This window comes from Psychrobacter sp. CoH-33_TS_01 (assembly GCF_058189395.1).
The window spans coordinates 71496-89651 of the sequence record NZ_JBVGQI010000010.1; the positions used below are offsets into that span (position 1 = coordinate 71496).

The window sequence follows — 18156 nt, forward strand, 5'->3', positions numbered from 1 at the left end:
GGTTACGACGCGGCTACTCCTCCCCTGTTGTGGTAAATCCAACCATAAATGACTGCAAATTTTCATTGAGTTTTTCTATGCAGTAACCGCCTTCTACCAAAACGATTACTGGCTTATTAAGCGCTTTAAGCTTTTGCGCTAACGTCTTGAACCCTGCCGTACTGACCGCGCATTTCGCTTGAGGATCATCGACATAGACGTCAAAGCCTAAAACATGCACGATAACGTCGGGATCAAATAGCTTTAGAGTGTCGATAGCTTTATCGACATATTGGAAGAACCCAGCCTCATCGGTGCCATGCGGCATAGGGTAATTGACATTGTAGCCTTGGCCTGCACCGACCCCTCTTTCGTGCTCGTGACCGGCTACGACTGGGTAAAAATTAATAGGGCTACCATGTACGGAGGTATACAACACGTCATTACGATCGTAGAAAATCTCTTGAATGCCTTGGCCGTGATGCATATCGGTATCGATAATGGCAATCTTTTGAAACTGCTGGCGCAGGTGTTCAGCGATAATGGCGGCGTTATTTAGATAGCAAAAGCCCCCTGCTGCGCTTTTGCGAGCATGGTGGCCGGCAGGTCGCGTTAGGCATATTTGGATTTGGTGTTGCTCAGGGCTATCCGTCAAAGTTTGAGCGGTTAATAGGTTTTCTGCGGCATTAAGCGCAGTCTGCGCCGACCAGTAGATAGATTCCCAAGAGTGCTGACCAATAGGTGCGCTACCATCTGCTTGATACTTCGCTGCTTTGGCCAAGATTCCTAATGCAGCATTGTTATGCGGGGCATAAATGGTCGTCTGAATCTCCGTTCCCAAATCCTCATCTACAGCCACCCACTCTGCGTAACCATTTTTAAGGAAATCGACGTAATCAAAATCATGGACGGCCAAGATGGGAGCAATGCCCAAATCTTTTGCAGTAGTAATTGTCAGGCCCAATGCCTCTGGGGCTTTCATTAGTTCCGTCAAACGCTCAGGCTTCTCCTGCGGCTGACGCATCTTACCGCGAGAAAAATAACTTTGCGGATGGTGTAGCATTTGCTTTTCGTGACTGTAAATTTTCATTGAGTACATCCTTGTTACTCTAAAATTTTATGGTCTATGACTAACAGACCGCTTACTCCATTAATAAGCTTTAAAAAAACTTTACCAGCATCATTGTCATATTATTTTATTTAATACCCAACTATGAATTAGCAGCTAATTTTGCTAAAAAAGTATCAAATGTATTGATATACAATATATTGCGCCAAATAATCAGCGTCAAACGATATAAAATAATAACGGTTATAAGTATAGCTAATACCCTATCATTGACTACGCTTTGATGAAGATAAAGACTTGAATAGATACCGTTTGAGTGACCGTATTTTTTCTATAACTTCGGAATTTAGGCAATAAAAAAACCCTCGTCAAAAAACGAGGGTTGGGAGTAGGACATGCCGAATTTTTTTGGACGTAACGAGTGATAATCTAGTCAACTCTACGCTATCGAAGTGCTGTTCTATCACTAGCTTAATGGTTTAATTATTGGCTCCTTAAAACATCAGCCTTACGGCTTCCTTAAGCCCCACTAAGCTACGACTTATCCAAAGCCAAGCGAATCCCTAAGCCAATCAGCAGCGTACCGGTCATCTTATTGAGGTACTCAAGATATTTAGGGTTTTCCCTGAGTTTTTGACTGATAGTTGACGATAAGAAGGCTAAGCAAAACCCCCATACGGTGCTGGTCACTACAAACGTCATGCCAAGGATGATAAAACTGAGAAAGGGCGAGCCAGCGTTGGCATCAATGAATTGAGGCAAAAAGGCTAAGAAGAATAACGCTACCTTAGGATTTAGAGCATTGGTCAGTACCCCTTGTTTAAAAACAGAGAAGAACTGGCGATTGGGGCCTGTAGCGACGCTATGAAAGGCGACTTTACTGTGCTTAATCATTTGCATACCTAAGTACACTAAATAAGCCGCGCCCAACAATTTCACCACCCAGAACGCCGTGTGTGAGGCAGTAATCAGGGCAGATAAACCAATGGCAGCAGCCAAAGTATGGCAAACCGCACCACCAGATACCCCGAGCGCAGAGGCAATCCCTGTCATGCGTCCCTGCGATAAACTTCGACCTAAAATATAAAAGGTATCCGGGCCCGGTATGAGATTGAGCATAATACTGGCCGCTAAAAAAGCTTCAAAATTTTGAATACCGAACATCTTGGTCTACCTTCACTAAACAGGATTGTTGGTTATTGCTAAGCTGCGCTGCAAAAAACTAAATCTTATCATCACCCTCCACCTTAGCAACCACAATTCTCCCCTAGCTTAGCAATTATGTAGCGTATCGCCACCTAGCACTTGTCAGTGTGTATAACGCTGTGTCAGTATTGGCGTTATTCAGTGATAATAAAGCCATTATTGGTAGCCCATTACCAAAGTAGAGCTGGACCATTGCTAGAGTTTAGACCGTTGTTATAGCCAGTTACCGCAAGGAGTTTGCGTTTATGAGTACATTGCCTGAGCACAGCCCAGTGGGGGCGGATAAGCAGCCCGCTAATAAGCAAGACGATGCTCGTCATTTTGAGTATTTGGTGTTTATTGGTCGCTTTCAGCCGTTTCATTTGGGCCATAAGGCAGTCATCGATGAGGCGCTAAAGCGGGCGGATAAAGTCATTATGCTTATTGGCTCGGCGAATTTGCCGCGCAGTTTGCGCAATCCTTTTTCCGTAGCTGAGCGCGCGCAGATGATTAAAGGCGCCTACTCAGAGGCAGATGCCGCCCGTATTCATTGCGTCGGGCTAGATGATGCGCTGTATAACGACACACGCTGGTTGCAATATGTGCAAGCTGGCGTGAAGTCGGTCACCGGCGATTTGAATGCCGATATCGGCTTGATTGGTCACTCGAAAGACAGCTCGTCGTATTACCTGTCACTGTTCCCAAATTGGGCGGCAGTGTCAGTGCCTAATTATGAAAATCTATCGGCGACCCCAGTTCGCGAAGGTTATTTGATGGGCGCGACGCCCACGCTAGACCGCACCCCTGACTCGACGCGTAAGGTCCTCGATGACTTCAAAAAAACTGAGGAATACAACCAACTGCAAGAAGAAGCTTGGTTCGTCGACAATTATAAGAAGCAATGGGAAAACACCCCCTACCCACCGACCTTTATGACCGCTGATGCGGTGGTCGTGCAGTCTGGTCATATCTTATTGGTCGAGCGTCGTGGCATGCCCGGTCGTGGCTTATGGGCATTACCTGGTGGCTTTATCGATCAAAAAGAGACCTTGCTTGATGCTTGCGTCCGTGAGTTGCGAGAAGAGACCCGTCTGAAGGTACCAGAGCCGGTACTGCGCGGTTCGCGACACAGCCAACATACCTTCGATGACCCGTACCGCTCGTCTCGCGGTCGTACGATTACCCAAGCGTTTTATTTTCAGCTAAAAAATGACGCTGGTGGCTTGCCCAAGGTGAAAGGTGGCGATGATGCGACCCAAGCGTTTTGGTTACCGCTCGCAGAGTTAGAGGCTGAAAAGATGTTTGAAGACCATTATGCGATTATTTGTAAGATGGTGGGGCTGTAGGATTTATTGCAGCCTGCGCAACTTACCACAACACTTAGAGTTTCCGCCCCTGCCGATAGACGGCTAGGGCTTCCCATCACGGCGAGTTGGCCTCTACTGACTTAGTATGACCATCTTAATTAACCTTAAGCATTACATTAGGTCAATACTGAGTCAATACCAAATCAATATCAGTAGCGTGGCGCAAGTTAGCCGTGATATTTTAAAAAGCAGAGGAGTTCTGTGAGTATGTTTACCAGCAATTTTGATAATTTAATCTTAAATTCAGACAGTTATAAGACCTCACACTGGCTGCAGTATCCGCCGGGTAGTGAGTATATGTCGAGCTATGTCGAAGCGCGTCGTGGCGACTACGATGTGATATTTTTTGGTCTGCAAGCGTATATCAAAGAGTATCTCGATAAGCCCATTACTATGGCGCATATTGATGAAGCTGAAATGGTTATCAAAGCGCATGGCTTACCGTTTAACCGGTCTGGTTGGGAGCGTTTGGTCGATAAACACGGTGGTTATCTGCCGGTGCGCATCCAAGCAGTACCCGAAGGCACGAAAGTTCCCGTTTCCAATGTGGTCTGCCAGATTGTGAATACCGACCCTGAATTTTATTGGCTGCCGAGCTACCTTGAAACCTCATTATTGCGTGCCATTTGGTACCCATCTACGGTAGCGAGCTTATCGTACTACTGTAAGACGATTATCAAAGCAGCGTTAGAAAAGACCGCTGATAGCACCGCAGGCCTGCCGTTTAAGCTGCATGACTTTGGCGCGCGTGGTGCCTCGAGCATGGAGACTGTAGCATTGGGCAGCTTGGCGCATTTGGTCAACTTCTCGGGTACGGACAGCTTGACCGCCTTGGTCGCCGCCAGTCGTTGGTATGGTATGGATAAAGACATGCCCGCCTTCTCAATTCCTGCGGCTGAGCACAGTACGATGACCGCTTGGGGCCGTGAAAATGAGGAAGCCGCGTTTGCCAATATGCTCGAGCAGTTTGGCGGTAAAGGCAATACTGTAGCGGTAGTCTCTGACAGCTATGACCTTTGGAATGCCATTGATAATATCTGGGGCGACGCGCTAAAAGAAGATGTCAAAAATATGGGCGGCACTCTAGTGATTCGTCCGGACAGTGGCGACCCTGCGAAGGTCGTGCGTGAGGCTTTAGAGCGTCTGGCTGTGAAGTTTGGTACGACTACGAATAGCAAAGGCTATAAGGTGCTGCCGGACTACGTGCGCCTCATCCAAGGCGATGGTATCAATCCGCAAAGCTTGGGTAAAATACTTGATACCGTCATAGGCGCTGGTTTTAGCGCTGAAAACGTCACCTTTGGTATGGGTGGCGGTCTACTACAGCAGGTCACCCGCGATACGATGAGCTGGGCGATGAAAGCCAGTGCCGTACGTATCAATGGCGAATGGAAAGAAATTTTCAAAGACCCCATTACCAGCCGCTCTAAACGCTCTAAAAAGGGCCGTTTAGCATTAGTTCAAGATGATAATGGCAAAGTCAGCACCGTGAAAGAAGAGGCGCTAGCGGATACCGGTAGCAACTTACTTCGCGATGTCTTCGTCGATGGTAAATTGCTGGTTGATGATAGCTTAACCACGATTCGTGAGCGCACGGGTTGGTAGTTGTTGCTTAAGACCCATTTAGTCATAATTAGTCATAAGCTAATGGTTTAGACTTAAAACCTCGTCATTATTGGCGGGGTTTTTTGCTTTCTATAACGCTATAAAAAAGGAGTGACTGCTGAGATATAGCTCTGCTCTGTATAAAATAGTATATTGAAAGAATAGGCAATTCATTGCCCCCTATCTCCCTAAATGACCCAGTGACCCTTATGCAACTAAAAGACATCTTATTTATCCCGCTCTACATCCATCAAGGCAAACAAATGAAGCGCACTGCGATGCGCCTTCCGGAAGCTACGGGAGAACGTCATGGCAGCGTCAAGCTTAACAACACGCAGATTGCTAAAACCTTAAACTTAATGATCGTTGGCGATTCAGCGGCAGCCGGTGTTGGTACCGATACTCAAGAGCAAGCGCTCGGTGGCCAGCTGGTTGCTAATTTACAAGCGTCACCTGTGCTACAAGCTAAGTTCTCACAAATCGATTGGGCACTGCATGCAACCTCAGGCCATACGAGTTTTGATAGCCTACGCCGTTTGTATTTGCTCAAACCGCCTGCTACCCCTATCGATATTATGATCGTCAACGTCGGCGTGAATGACACCACCAAAGGCGTCTCACCAAAACGCTGGCGCATGCAAATCGAAGAGATTATCGCCGTCGCCAAGCGTAAATTTGGCGCTAAGCAGATTATCTTCCCTTGCCTGCCCCCGATGGCACAGATGCCCGCACTACCGAAACCTTTAAATGGTTTTATTGGTGCTAAAGCAGCTGGACTCGATAAATCTTTGCAGCGCGTTTGTGAGCAATATGAAGATGTCACTTATGCGCCTATCGACTTTACCCAAGCCGACTTTGATGTCAACGATATGTTTGCCTCTGACGGCCTACACCCTAATACTAAAGCCTATGCTTATTGGGCTACTGAGCTCGCCGCGCAAATAGAAAAACTGATTTAGACATCGCCAAACTAAGTAATACTAAAAACTAGTCATAAAATTTACCCATAAAAAAACACCGCTAATTTAGCGGTGTTTTTATTGTGCCCGTTCTGCGAAAAATTACTCTGCAGAATCAGTAGTAGCTTTCTTGCTACGGCCACCAAACGCTGCAAAGCGTTTGTTGAAGCTAGCAACACGGCCTTCAGTAGAAGACTTACGTTGTTCGCCAGTATAGAAGGGATGTGAAGCGCTTGAAATATCAAGTGGGTAGTACGGGTATTCAGTACCTTCGTATTCACGAGTCGTTTTGGTCTTAACCGTTGAACGAGTTAAGAAAAATACGTCAGCATTCGTGTCGTGGAATAATACTTCTTGGTAGTTAGGATGGATATCTTTACGCATGATAAGTCTCTCTGAGTCCGATGCACCGCATAATATAGAGCTAAGCCTATATAAGTAGGGTTAACGATTACGGGGTACGTAACTGAGGCACTAAGGGGCATAGTAACGACCAGCTATCATATCACTGGCTTATTCCAGCACATGACACCAATAGTTTGCAGTCTTAGCCTTCCCCAGCGGGAAATTTAAAGGGCGATTTTAACGATTTTTTGCGACAGTTGCAAGATGATTTGCGTGGCTTTACTTATAGTCAATCTTATTTAAAGCTAGCACACAGCGAGTTACTGACATAAATTTTCTGTCTGGAAGTCATGAAATGACTGAGGCAGGCGCAAACTGATACCAGTGACTCAGCACCCAAAATTGAGTGGACTGCCTATGTACATAGCGGAGCTTATAATCGTCATTTACCCGCTAATAAATAGGTCAATTTTTGAATCATCCTATCCGTAACTAGCGCCCATAAAAATAGGGCGACTTATTAGCCAAGCCCGCCCTACCTTAAGAATCAATTCTTGATTTCTACCACAGCGCTAAGCTTAGTTAGCAGGCACAACATGCCAAACATCAAACTTGTCATCGCCATTCTTATCACCAGACTTCGTGTCATTGGCATAGAAGTATAAAGGCTTACCATTCATCGCCCACTGATATTTGCCATCTTCACGCTTAAACGGGGCAAATTTACCAGAAGCTTTGGCATCACTAGGGGCCATAAAGGCAGGCCAAGCGACCAAACAAACCTTGCCACAGTCTGACTTATTCATAGAATCTTTATCATAGGTATACAGCGTCATATGATTGGCTGAATCGACTAATACGCCATTTTTACTCGTGACTGGGGCCGTATTAGCATTGGTGCTATGGGCTTCGTGCATACCCGAATCATCTTGTCCCACCACATTTTTTAGGGTGGAACAACCCGTTAGAGCCAATACGCCAGTTAAGGCCGATAGAATAATCATCCGTTTCATAGTAATTCCTTTAGTTGCACAGTTATAGGTAGGCAATCTTGCGTTAAACAGCAGTAAACTATTTAGCTAAGCAGCCTAATAAATTAGCGCTACTACTTATTCAACAGAAACCTATTTAACCATCAATATTGATAAAGAGACTATTAAATACAATCGTTTGAATATCGTTATAAGCGCTAAATATATAGGTTGCGTATCAATATTAAACAGTAATTCAGCTTGAAAATAGCTATGATAAGGCCTATAAAAACTAGTCATTAACCCGCCCCTTCATAAATCCATTAGTTAAGATTTTGGACTGTATTCTTTACAGCTGTGCGGGCACTTTCAAGCCATTAAAATATACCATACCTACAGATGTGGCCGCTTTGTCATTGCATAAAACCCTACAAAACCGCTAAAAATTTACAAAAAGAATTTTAGGCAATAGTGTGCTCCACAATAATAACTTTCTACAATAATAAATAGCATTTCTATGATGCTCTTAACCCGTAAATCAGCGCTAGTCATTAGGATAATTCTTTATTAAATTATTTTTTATCAAACTGTTTTTTATCAAACTGTTTTTTATCAAATTGTTTTTCAACATCTCACTTTATTACTCACCTTACAATAAGTCATAGGGCTCTATTATGAAATACATAACAAAAACCTCTACCGTTGTTGGTCTTTTGCTGGCCGCTACCTTACCTCTATCCGCTATGGCGGCTAGTAGCCCTGCCCTCCCGCAACATTGGGAGTTAGATCTTTCGCATACGCGTATTGGCTTTGCAGTCGAGCATCTAGGCTACTCAACGACCATGGGTCGCTTTAAACAAGCAGAAGGCGCTGTTCATTACGATATTAAAAAACCTAACGAGACCACGATGCGTTTTGCCGTTGATACCGCTAGTATTGATACCGGTTGGGAGGCACGAGATGAGCATTTACGGACTAAGGACTTCTTTAATAGCGAGAAGTACCCAACCATGACCTTTGTCTCTACAGACGTGAATTTCATTAACCCACAGCAAGCAAAAGTGACTGGCGACTTCACCCTATTAGGCAAGACCAAACCTTTAACTTTAAACGTCACTTTGAAAAAAATCGCAGAGAGTCCTATGACTAAAGAGCCTGTGATTGGCTTCCGAGCGACTGGGGTGATTGATCGTAGTGCTTATGGCATGGATACTTTTGCCAAAGTGATTACTAATGAAGTGCCTATTCAGATTGATGGCGAGCTGACTTATATTAAAATGAACTAAGCCCTACTGGCCAATAATTTTCGACTGCTTAGGTCGTTTATTGGGGGTTGAAAATAGGTAAAAGCGGTAGCATAACCTAGCTTTAAGATAGTCCTGCTTGCCTCAATTGGCGTCGGTTTGCAGAGGGCTAGCTAGCCTTAATGTTGCAATAGGCGCAGACAGCGCTTGCCGACTGGCTGGTGACCGCTGCACATTGCTCATCGTATCGATGAATGAGAGATGGTGTTCCCTGCGCCACGATTACTCCTTAGCCTGCCGCTTTAGAAGAATATATGAATAATATGAATAAATTAAATAATATAGATAACGACTGCACCCCTACTCGCGTGGGTATTATTGGTGGCGGTACTGCGGGCTCTACTATTGCGATTCGTTTGGCTGAATTGGGGGTAGAGACCTATCTGTTTGAGCGCAGTGCTAGCCTGATTGATGGGCCGCCGATGTGCCATTTGCATGCCGGCGGCAACTTATATCGTGAGATTCCCGATGAAGATTGCGTGGCGCTGCTTGAGCAATGTATCGATATCCTGCGCCTGTATCCCTATACCATTGATGTGCGTCCGACTGTGTTTGCCGTCCCTACCCATGATGATGGCACGCCGCAAGACTTACTGCCACGCTTGGATATTTTGACCGACGCTTACCGAGCGCTTATCGAGCGGGATCCGGCCAATAAAGTCTTGGGTGAGCCTGACGACTACTATCAGCTGTATGACCGAGCTACTTTAGAGGCGTTAGCTAAGCGGCCACAACAGAAGATTCCACAGTCCACAGACGAATGGATGATACCGGTAGCGAAATACTTGGACTTGGACAAAGTACAATTTCCTATTATCGTGGCACAAGAATACGGTTGGAATATCTTCCGTCTAGCGGCATCAGCGACTCTAGCGTTAGCGGACAAACCTTGTGCTCATGTGCATACCAACACTACGGTGATTCAAGTCTTGCCCTCATCTAAGGGTGAGTCGGCTTCGGGTTCGCCGAAATGGCGTATTGAATATCAAATCAATGCCAAGCCAAAAATTGAAGATAACCTGCCCATCCTTGAAGGAGCGGCTAATCCTACAGAGAATGAAACCCCGGTAGACATTAACAGCGTCGAAGTGGATTATCTGATCAATGCTTGTGGATTCCGAACGGGTATCATCGACGATATGGTCGGCGTAGATAGTGAGCGAATGGTGGAGTTTAAATCCTCTTACGTGACCTATTGGGACTTAGATGGTGCCCAAATCCCTGAGATCATCATCTATGGCGAGCGCGGTACCCCACACGGTATGGCGCAATTAACGCCTTATCCCGATGGATTTTTTCAAATTCATGGTATGAGTAAAGACATCACGTTATTTAAAGATGGCTTAGTGGCCTCTTCCAATGACAGCTCGCAGCCTAGCTTACCGCATAAATATGTGGAGTATATCGAAGAAGGTTGGGATCCCTTTGCGCTAAAGGCTCGTAGTCAGCGGGCTATTGAATTCGTTGCGCAGTATTTGCCCAGCTTTAAGAGTGCCATTACGGTTGGCAATGCCTTATATGGGGGCCAGCAAATCCCTGGTAAAGACGATACCCTACGCGTCGCTGATGTCAGTCTTTATGATGATAAGCGCTATGCGCGCGCCGAAAATGTCAAAGCCTCGTCCGCTCTACTTGCGGCTGATGAAATCGTGGCTACCTTGATTAAGTTAGGCTTATTAACTGCAGCCGCAGAGGGTGAAGAAAAACGCCATACTCACGATTGGCCTTATTTGGATAGCGTGACGAGTGCCAATATTGATGAAGTTGCGCAGACCTTAGCCAAACAACGCCATTTCCCCACCCCGATGGGCAAAGTGAACCATGGCATTCCTGGTAAACAGGTCAGTGAAACCATGAATGAATTAGCCACTGATACAGGCTCACAAGCAGCGGGCTAGCGGTAATAGACCTATCAATTAAAGCAATAAAAAAGGGTTAAACAGACAGACTGTTTAACCCTTTTGTTTTTTACGCTGCAAGCTTTGTCACTGCTAATTTATCACTGCTAAATCGTGACAGCCTGCCCTGCTACAATCTATCCGTATCGAGTCTATCTTCGATTTTGACCACATGATGCAGCATCTCGACCGCCTCGGCTACCGTATTGCATACAATCAGGCGCTCAAAGTCTTCTGCCGTCATAAAGCCCTGCTCAGCGGTATAGCGCAAGTGCTCAATCATACGGTCATAATAACCATTGATATTCATGATAATCATCGGCTTTTCGTGCTGGTAAAGCTGACGCCAAGTGGCGATTTCCATGATTTCTTCTAGCGTGCCTAAACCCCCTGGTAGGGTCACAAACGCATCGGCGTATTCCGCCATGATAGATTTGCGCGTGTGCATAGTGTCGGTCAAATGCAGCTTGGTTAAGCCTTGATGCGCAATTTCGTGCTTGAGCATAAAGGTGGGAATCACGCCGACAGCCTGGGCACCATTATTAATAGCTTCGTCAGCGACAGCGCCCATTAAACCGATACTAGCGCCGCCATAGACGAGGCCCAAACCATTTTCAGCGAGCGCCTTACCCAACTCATGAGCGGCCTGCTCATAGACCGGATCATTACCTGAACGTGAGCCGCAATACACGGCTACTAAAGGCTGGGTGATGTCTGATTTATCTACGGCAGTGGCCATGTTTTTTAGGTCCGTGCCGGTTAGTACTTTATAGTTGGAATTATAATTATCTTCTTGTGGATTACTTGCTGCGCTTGGCATATTTTCGCCCGATGTGTTTCTCATTGTTTATCCCTATTTGAAGGTTAGGATTGTGGCAGTGAACTAAATACAGTTGGTTTTAATCACCTAGTCCTATAGTGGGGCAAATAAGGCGCGAGTACAAGAAAAACGAACACTAGAATACAGATGCCTAGCAATAAAAGCCTTTAACAGACTTAATCCGTTAAGTTTACAAAATGCTCATCCCTACTATTACCGGCTATCCTCCCTCTAATTCTCGGTAAAGGTTTCTGAAATAACGGCTATACCGAATGCCATAATAATAGTAATCACCATAATCGTTAGCGCAGTGAAGCCAAAGTCCATCTTGGGTAAGATATCAGCACAGTAGGTGAATAAGATAAAGCCACCGACCAACATCAGATAGTGCCAGACCTTGAGTAATTGATAGCCTAAATTGGCCAACCATTCTAACCGCGGATAGGTGTCACCCAAACTAATAAACGCTGCTGGGGCGGCCAATAACAACCAAAAAAGCGGGCTAATGGGTAAGGTTTCAAGATTGGTATACGGCGCCTCACCCACCTGCAGCACGAGCAGCGGAATGAGCACGGTAAGCACCAACAGCAGCAAGCCGGCATGCCAAGAGATCGCAGTGACGACCCCATTGCTCTGCCGCGTCGTCACCGCCATTAATAAGCTGGCCCCTGCCACGTGGGTTAAAAAGTATATTGCAGAGGTGGGCATAGCCAAAGGGTCTAGATTAGAGATATCTAGCCAGCTGATATAGCCCATGATAAATAAGGCGATACTGGCATTGCGCCAACCGGTATGCCAAGGCTCGTAGGAGACAAACTTATTGGGAGTGGCAAATAAGCGCAACTGCAATTGCCAAAATAAATAATATAGCGATACCGCAGCAAACACGCCCCAGCCATCGTTATAAAAGCTCTCCCACGGCTGCTCAGAAAATAAAGACAAACCGCCTAAAACCGCTGCAATAACCCCACCGATTAAAATAAAATCTTGCGGATAAATAAACCGCCGTAATACCCAACCTTTAAAAGCAGTTAACGGCGAGTCATGCTGCCAATAATGCGCGGTCAACCCCTGATGATCATGATCAGCCGCTATCAGTGCTAAGGCATTGGCTGCCGGATGGTCATAGATATAGTAGTCTAGCTCTACATCCAAAGCCGTCAGCTCTTGCGCCAGCTCAGTGACTCGAAATGGAAAGAACAGCTGTCTAAAAACCTGGCTGCGCTTTAGCTTAATAGGCACTACGTCTTTATTAACGGCCTCTGTTTCTTTGCTGTCTATAGGGTTTAAGTCTTCTATAGGCCAATAGCTTGCTACAGTAGGAAAATGACGGGACAGAAACTCACGAAAAGCCGTTGGTGTGCGAAAATAGGTAACATATTGATAGCGCTGATCCAGCGATTCGAGCATAAACCAAGGGTAGTCATTGCGCGACCAATGCTCCAAACGTCTGTCCCAATGAAAATAGGTCTTGGCCAATTGATAGCTGCCGGTAAATACAGGCGGTTGCTCAGCCAACCAGACCAACAGCGCTTCTTCAAAATCATTTTGCTCATCAAGCGAGCGCGGAGCATTGATTTGGGTGTGTAATAGTGTCTGTAAGCGTTGATCACGATTAGCAACTGCAGAGTCTGTACCATCTGCAATCTGCTGCCACTCGGCAGCCCACGGTGAGGGGGCAAAAAAAGCGGCGGTCAAGCTTTCGTCGACAGCAGTTTCGTCAAAATCAGCGGCTTCTAAATCCGTTGCTTCAGACTGCTCTATTACCTCGGCATTGTTAACAGTCTCATGAATAACCGGCTCATCAATAGCCGCTAATGCAGCTCTCGTAGCAGAGTCATTAATTGTATTATCAGAAGCTTCATTATAAGACGCTTCGACCTCTGCTCCAGTGCCTCCTGCTAAAGACGCCACCTCTACAAAACCCTCTGCGGCGCCTTCCTCTTCTTCATCCTCTGCATACCAATAGCTTTCGTCTAAAGCACGCTCATACGCCGCGCGTAAGTCCCTAAATCCCTCAGGATTTTTATCGGGTTTATTAAACTTAAGCTGCTTGGCATAAGCCTTTTTAATAGCAGCAGTATCGGCAGTGGGGGCAATTCCCAAACGCTCCCAACAGTCTTCCATATTCTCATCTCTAATAGCGGTTGGCAGTGGTCATTTTTATAAGGTTATACACGTTAATTCTGAACTATCTATTAAAACCAATCTTCCCGTTCAAACTGCTCTAGACTTTGCCCCAAATCGGTATTAGCTTGGCGAATCTGCTGCGGGTCTTGTCCATCTAGAATACTTTCGTACCAACCAATCAACCTTGCCAATTGCTCGCGCTCATAGCCGAGTCGCTGAGCATAGAGTCGTTCAGCCCGCGCTAATAAACTGCGATTTTGCGCTTGGTCGCGGGGGTGCACTTTGAGATTGGACAGACGGTCTTTCGAGGTTTTAATCTCGTCATAAGACAGTTGTTTAGCGCCATTTTGAATCACTAGGTTATAACGCTGCTCGCTATCAGTCATATCAATATCAACTTCTAACAAACCATTAATATCGTAAGAGAAGCGCACATCGATGGGCAACTCAGTCGCCTTACCGCGATAACTGGCGGGTAGCGCTACGCTTAATTCGCCCAATTTGATATTGTCACGAGTCAGTCTCGCCTCTCCTTGGTAAATATTAAACTGTACCTTGGTCTGTTGGTCATTCATGGGGAAGAACGTATGGACTTTACTGGTCGGAATCACCGTATTACGCTCAATAATAGGCGCAAAGACCCCATGCTGATATTGATTTTCACGAATCTCAATCGTGGTATCGACCCCCATAGAATATGGAGCAACATCGGTCAGAATCACCTCATCCAAGGCGGCATCTTCCGCTACCAAACCCGCCTGAATAGCCGCGCCAATAGCGATAGTCTCATCAGGGTTAAGCTGCACGGATGGAAAACGGCCCAATAAGCGGGTCATCAACTGGCGGAATACCGGCATACGGGTAGCGCCACCGACTAGCACCACTTCATCAAGAGTCTTAATACGCAGCTTGGCATCGCGAACTGCGCGCTCGATAGGGTCACGGAACCTTTGGAATAAGGGTTCACACAGGGTTTCAAACGCCGCTTCTGTCACTGTCCACGTGTAAATAACCCCATCGACAGCCATCGTCATCGTCGCCTGTTTGCTATGTGTCAGTGTTCGTTTGCAGGTTTCTGCTTCACCATGTAACAGTGAGATATAGGGTTGCCAAAACTCATGCGAGGGCTGGCTCGGCTCACAGCGACCTATAAAGCCTTGCACGAGTAGCTCTGTGAAGTCTTCCCCACCGAGGCTATTATCACCCGCACTCGCCCGCACTTCCATCACTCCAGAGAATAGCTCTAATAGCGTGACATCAAAGGTACCACCACCTAAATCTAACACAAGAAATTCGCTATCTTTTGCCATTTCATGCAGACCATAGGCCATCGCCGCTGCTGTCGGCTCATTCAATAAACGCCGCACATTCAGGCCTGCCATTTGCGCAGCGTGCTTGGTTGCCTGACGCTGATGGTCGTTAAAATAAGCGGGTACGGTAATCACCGCCTCGGTCACTGGCTCACCCAGATACGCTTCGGCGTCAGCCTTGAGTGACTTGAGCACCAAAGCAGACAGCTCTTCCGCACTAAAGCGTTGCGTGCCCAAGCGATAAACCTTTTGACTGCTCATAAAGCGCTTAAAGACACTAGCCGTCTGCTCAGGGTGACTAATCAGGCGTTCTTTGGCCGCTTGCCCCACTAGCAGCGAGCCATCCTTATCAATACTCACCACTGACGGGGTCAACAGCGAGCCTAACGCATTGGGAATTAATTTCGCCGCACCATCTTGCCAAATCGCCAATAGGCTATGCGTCGTGCCTAGGTCGATACCTATAATCATACTTTTATCCCTATGGTTTATCCGTTAATTTGCCCACCGCTCATCAGCTGATGGCTTAGTATTTTATGAGGCGTTAGCAGTTATACGTTTTAATTATTTGTGTAGAATAATTGTGGTTCTACAGACTAACTGGGACTGCGCAAAGTCGTTATTATCTACCTAATAGCAACTGCTGAATATTAGACGTCTGTTGGTTATTTTAAATAATAAGGTACTGATACTAAACTCCCTTTATTCACTGATAATTTTTAGACGACTGATACTAAGTCCCTATAGTAACCTTAGCTAGACCTTTGTATGCTGTTGACTTATGGGCTGACTTTTGTAACTGTCGCCTTTTCCTATGCTAATCCCAACTATAAGAGAGCTGCTGTATGTCTACTGCTACGCCACAAGCTACTGATGCTAAAACTACTAATAACCAACCAGCCGATGCTGACAATACTATCCGTGCCTACGCCGCTATGGAAGCGGGTGGCAAACTTGAGCGTTATGACTTTGATGCCGGCGAGTTAAAGGTAGATGAAGTCGAAATTGCGGTCAGCTATTGCGGCATCTGTCACTCAGATTTATCTATCATCGATAGCGAGTGGGGCCAAAGCCAATATCCAGTCGTCGCCGGTCACGAAATCGTTGGTAAAGTGCATAGAATGGGCGCTGCTGTAAAAGGGCTTGAGATCGGCCAAACCGTAGGCCTAGGTTGGACTTCTGAGTCTTGCCAGCATTGTGATGTCTGTATCGAAGGTAAAGGTAACGTTTGCCCAAAATCAGTCGCTACTATCGTCGGCCATTCTGGTGGGTTTGCTGATAAAGTTCGCGCGCAGTGGCAATGGGTGATTCCTTTACCTGCTGAATTAGACGAGTCTAAAGCCGGGCCATTATTGTGTGGCGGTATCACGGTATATCGTCCTATCATCCAGCATCAAATGGACGCTAGTAAGAAAGTCGGCGTCATTGGTATCGGCGGCCTGGGTCATATGGCACTAGACTTCTTAAACGCTTGGGGCTGTGAAGTGACCGCCTTTAGTAGCAGTCCTGAAAAATATGATGAAATCCGTGAAATGGGGGCGCACCATATTATCGACTCTAAAGACAAAGACGCCTTGAAAGCCGCTCGCAGCTCTTTAGATTTGATTATTTCAACGGTGAACGTGGCGTTAGATTGGAACCTGTATCTAAGCCTACTCAAGCCTGAAGGTAAATTACATTACGTTGGCGCCGTATTGAAACCACTGGACGTGCAAGCCTTTAGCCTCATTAGTGGTGCTAAAGCTATCGCAGGCTCACCTACAGGCACGGCTGCTGAACTGCGTCAAATGGTTCAGTTTGCTGCCCGTGCGGGTGTCGAGCCCATCACTGAAGATTATGCTATGTCAGATATTAATGAGGCTATCGAGCATATGCGTGCCGGTAAAGCTCGCTATCGTATTGTGCTAAAAAACGACTTTACATAACGGCATTTATTCCGAATAAACTATAGTTGATTCGATTTAAAACCAATACAGTGCGACTGGAAGAAATTTTTTGCAGCCTTTGAAAGCTCTTGGCATACAACCAGCCATAAAAATTTTTACCAGTTGCACGGCCTATTATGACTCGAATTTATTTAAACTTGCCTATATTTAAATACTAACTTTTATTCTAACTATTCCTAATCCTTGTACTAGCGGTGGTTAGGTTTTAGAGAGCCTTGTAAGTGCCTAAAAATGGTACTTATTTTTTAGACTTTAACCATTTATCAATTATCTTTTTAATAAGTATTTTTATAATAATAACGTCCTAAAAACATTCTTAGATTAACAGACCAAGTGACCCGCTATGACTGACACTATAGACCAACCTACCGCCGCCAAGACCACGGCTGCTCCCTTTAGCAAAGAATCGCTGACTATTTTGACGGAGCGCAATCGCCCACTAGCAGCGACGCTTTATCGACCAAACGCTACGCCAAAAGCCGCCGTTATGATTGCTCCCGCCACCGGGATTAAGCAGCAGTTTTACCATAGTTTCGCCAGTTATTTGGCCGAGCAAGGCTTTGGTGTACTCACCTTTGATAATGAAGGCATCGGCGACTCACTCACCTGTCCGCTAGCCAAATGTGATGCCTCCCTGATTAGTTGGGGCCGCCATGATTTGCCGGCGGTATTGCAGACCTTACAAGACGAATTTCCTGATACCAGCTATCACTTAATCGGTCATAGCGCCGGGGGTCAGCTGATCGGCTTGATGCCCAATCATGATACGCTGACCTCGGTATTTAACGTGGCTTGCTCGTCTGGTCGTATTAAAAATATGACTATGCCCTATCGCGCTAAAGCGATGTTTTTTATGGATGCGTTTATTCCGGTAGGCAATCTAGCGCTAGGCTATACCCCATCTGACAAGATGGGCATGGGCGAGCCGTTACCGCGTGGTGTGGCGGCACAATGGCGCGAATGGTGTAATGGTGCCGGCTATATCAAAACGGCTTTTGGCAAAACTATCCATACGCAGTATTACGATGATGTCACGACACCAGCACTATGGTTGTACTTTAGCGATGATGATATTGCTAATGATAAAAATGTCGCTGATATGCTACGCGTTTTCCCCAATATGGCGGCTGAAAAACGTCGTGTTGAGCCTGCAGAGTTTGGGCTCAATGAGATTGGTCATATGAAATATTTTAGCCGCAAACTTGCTGGCAAAGCCCCAGCTCTCTGGGAGATGGCTACAACGTGGTTAACGCAGCATAGTGATTAAC

14 protein-coding genes are annotated in these 18156 nt (G+C 46.1%); 7 read left to right on the plus strand and 7 right to left on the minus strand.

Annotated features, from left to right (window positions below; all coding sequences use genetic code 11):
* Positions 1–13: 13 nt before the first annotated feature.
* Positions 14–1069: a histone deacetylase family protein gene (locus ACZ2XM_RS13520; protein ID WP_490589630.1), complete on the minus strand. Its 1056-nt coding sequence runs from the start codon at positions 1067–1069 to the stop codon at positions 14–16.
* Between the two features lie 513 nt (positions 1070–1582).
* The gene (locus tag ACZ2XM_RS13525) at positions 1583–2212 is read right to left on the minus strand and encodes a LysE family translocator (protein ID WP_490589629.1); all 630 of its coding nucleotides are present in this window, start codon (positions 2210–2212) and stop codon (positions 1583–1585) included.
* A 287-nt stretch (positions 2213–2499) separates the two neighbouring features.
* Here ACZ2XM_RS13525 and ACZ2XM_RS13530 point away from each other — a divergent pair, with 287 nt between their 5' ends.
* From ACZ2XM_RS13530 to ACZ2XM_RS13540, 3 genes are all read left to right on the plus strand, one after another.
* A complete protein-coding gene (locus ACZ2XM_RS13530) occupies positions 2500–3579 on the plus strand; it encodes a bifunctional nicotinamide-nucleotide adenylyltransferase/Nudix hydroxylase (protein ID WP_490589628.1) in 1080 nt (359 codons plus the stop codon).
* 228 nt (positions 3580–3807) lie between these two features.
* Positions 3808–5205, plus strand: a complete 1398-nt coding sequence (locus ACZ2XM_RS13535; RefSeq protein WP_490589627.1) for a nicotinate phosphoribosyltransferase — start codon at positions 3808–3810, stop codon at positions 5203–5205.
* Positions 5206–5414: 209 nt separating this feature from the next.
* On the plus strand, positions 5415–6164 hold the full coding sequence (locus ACZ2XM_RS13540; RefSeq protein ID WP_490589626.1) for an SGNH/GDSL hydrolase family protein: 750 nt from the start codon (positions 5415–5417) through the stop codon (positions 6162–6164).
* Positions 6165–6266: 102 nt separating this feature from the next.
* Here ACZ2XM_RS13540 and ACZ2XM_RS13545 read toward each other — a convergent pair whose 3' ends face one another.
* Together ACZ2XM_RS13545 and ACZ2XM_RS13550 are read right to left on the minus strand one after the other, a co-directional pair.
* Positions 6267–6548: a type B 50S ribosomal protein L31 gene (locus tag ACZ2XM_RS13545; RefSeq protein ID WP_490589625.1), complete on the minus strand. Its 282-nt coding sequence runs from the start codon at positions 6546–6548 to the stop codon at positions 6267–6269.
* A 539-nt stretch (positions 6549–7087) separates the two neighbouring features.
* Positions 7088–7522 carry a COG4315 family predicted lipoprotein gene (locus ACZ2XM_RS13550; RefSeq protein WP_490589624.1) on the minus strand — a complete coding sequence of 145 codons (435 nt, stop codon included), beginning with the start codon at positions 7520–7522 and terminating at the stop codon, positions 7088–7090.
* 632 nt (positions 7523–8154) lie between these two features.
* Between ACZ2XM_RS13550 and ACZ2XM_RS13555 the strand changes: the two genes are divergently transcribed.
* Together ACZ2XM_RS13555 and ACZ2XM_RS13560 are read left to right on the plus strand one after the other, a co-directional pair.
* Complete coding sequence (locus tag ACZ2XM_RS13555; protein WP_490589623.1) at positions 8155–8766, plus strand: YceI family protein; 612 nt, start codon at positions 8155–8157, stop codon at positions 8764–8766.
* A gap of 281 nt (positions 8767–9047) precedes the next feature.
* A complete protein-coding gene (locus tag ACZ2XM_RS13560) occupies positions 9048–10682 on the plus strand; it encodes an FAD-dependent oxidoreductase (protein ID WP_490589622.1) in 1635 nt (544 codons plus the stop codon).
* 130 nt (positions 10683–10812) lie between these two features.
* Here the strand turns inward: ACZ2XM_RS13560 and ACZ2XM_RS13565 are convergent, their stop codons facing one another.
* The 3 genes from ACZ2XM_RS13565 to ACZ2XM_RS13575 all read right to left on the minus strand — a co-directional run bounded on the left by ACZ2XM_RS13565 (position 10813) and on the right by ACZ2XM_RS13575 (position 15413).
* Positions 10813–11421, minus strand: coding sequence for an LOG family protein (locus tag ACZ2XM_RS13565; RefSeq protein ID WP_490589659.1), 609 nt, complete (start codon positions 11419–11421; stop codon positions 10813–10815).
* A gap of 312 nt (positions 11422–11733) precedes the next feature.
* On the minus strand, positions 11734–13629 hold the full coding sequence (locus ACZ2XM_RS13570) for a J domain-containing protein (RefSeq protein WP_490589621.1): 1896 nt from the start codon (positions 13627–13629) through the stop codon (positions 11734–11736).
* A 71-nt stretch (positions 13630–13700) separates the two neighbouring features.
* The gene (locus tag ACZ2XM_RS13575) at positions 13701–15413 is read right to left on the minus strand and encodes a molecular chaperone HscC (RefSeq protein ID WP_490589620.1); all 1713 of its coding nucleotides are present in this window, start codon (positions 15411–15413) and stop codon (positions 13701–13703) included.
* Positions 15414–15787: 374 nt separating this feature from the next.
* Between ACZ2XM_RS13575 and ahr the strand changes: the two genes are divergently transcribed.
* Positions 15788–16867: an NADPH-dependent aldehyde reductase Ahr gene (gene ahr / locus ACZ2XM_RS13580; protein ID WP_490589619.1), complete on the plus strand. Its 1080-nt coding sequence runs from the start codon at positions 15788–15790 to the stop codon at positions 16865–16867.
* Positions 16868–17231: 364 nt separating this feature from the next.
* Entirely contained in the window at positions 17232–18155 is a 924-nt protein-coding gene (locus ACZ2XM_RS13585) for an alpha/beta hydrolase family protein (protein WP_490589618.1), read from the plus strand.
* Position 18156: the final 1 nt, after the last annotated feature.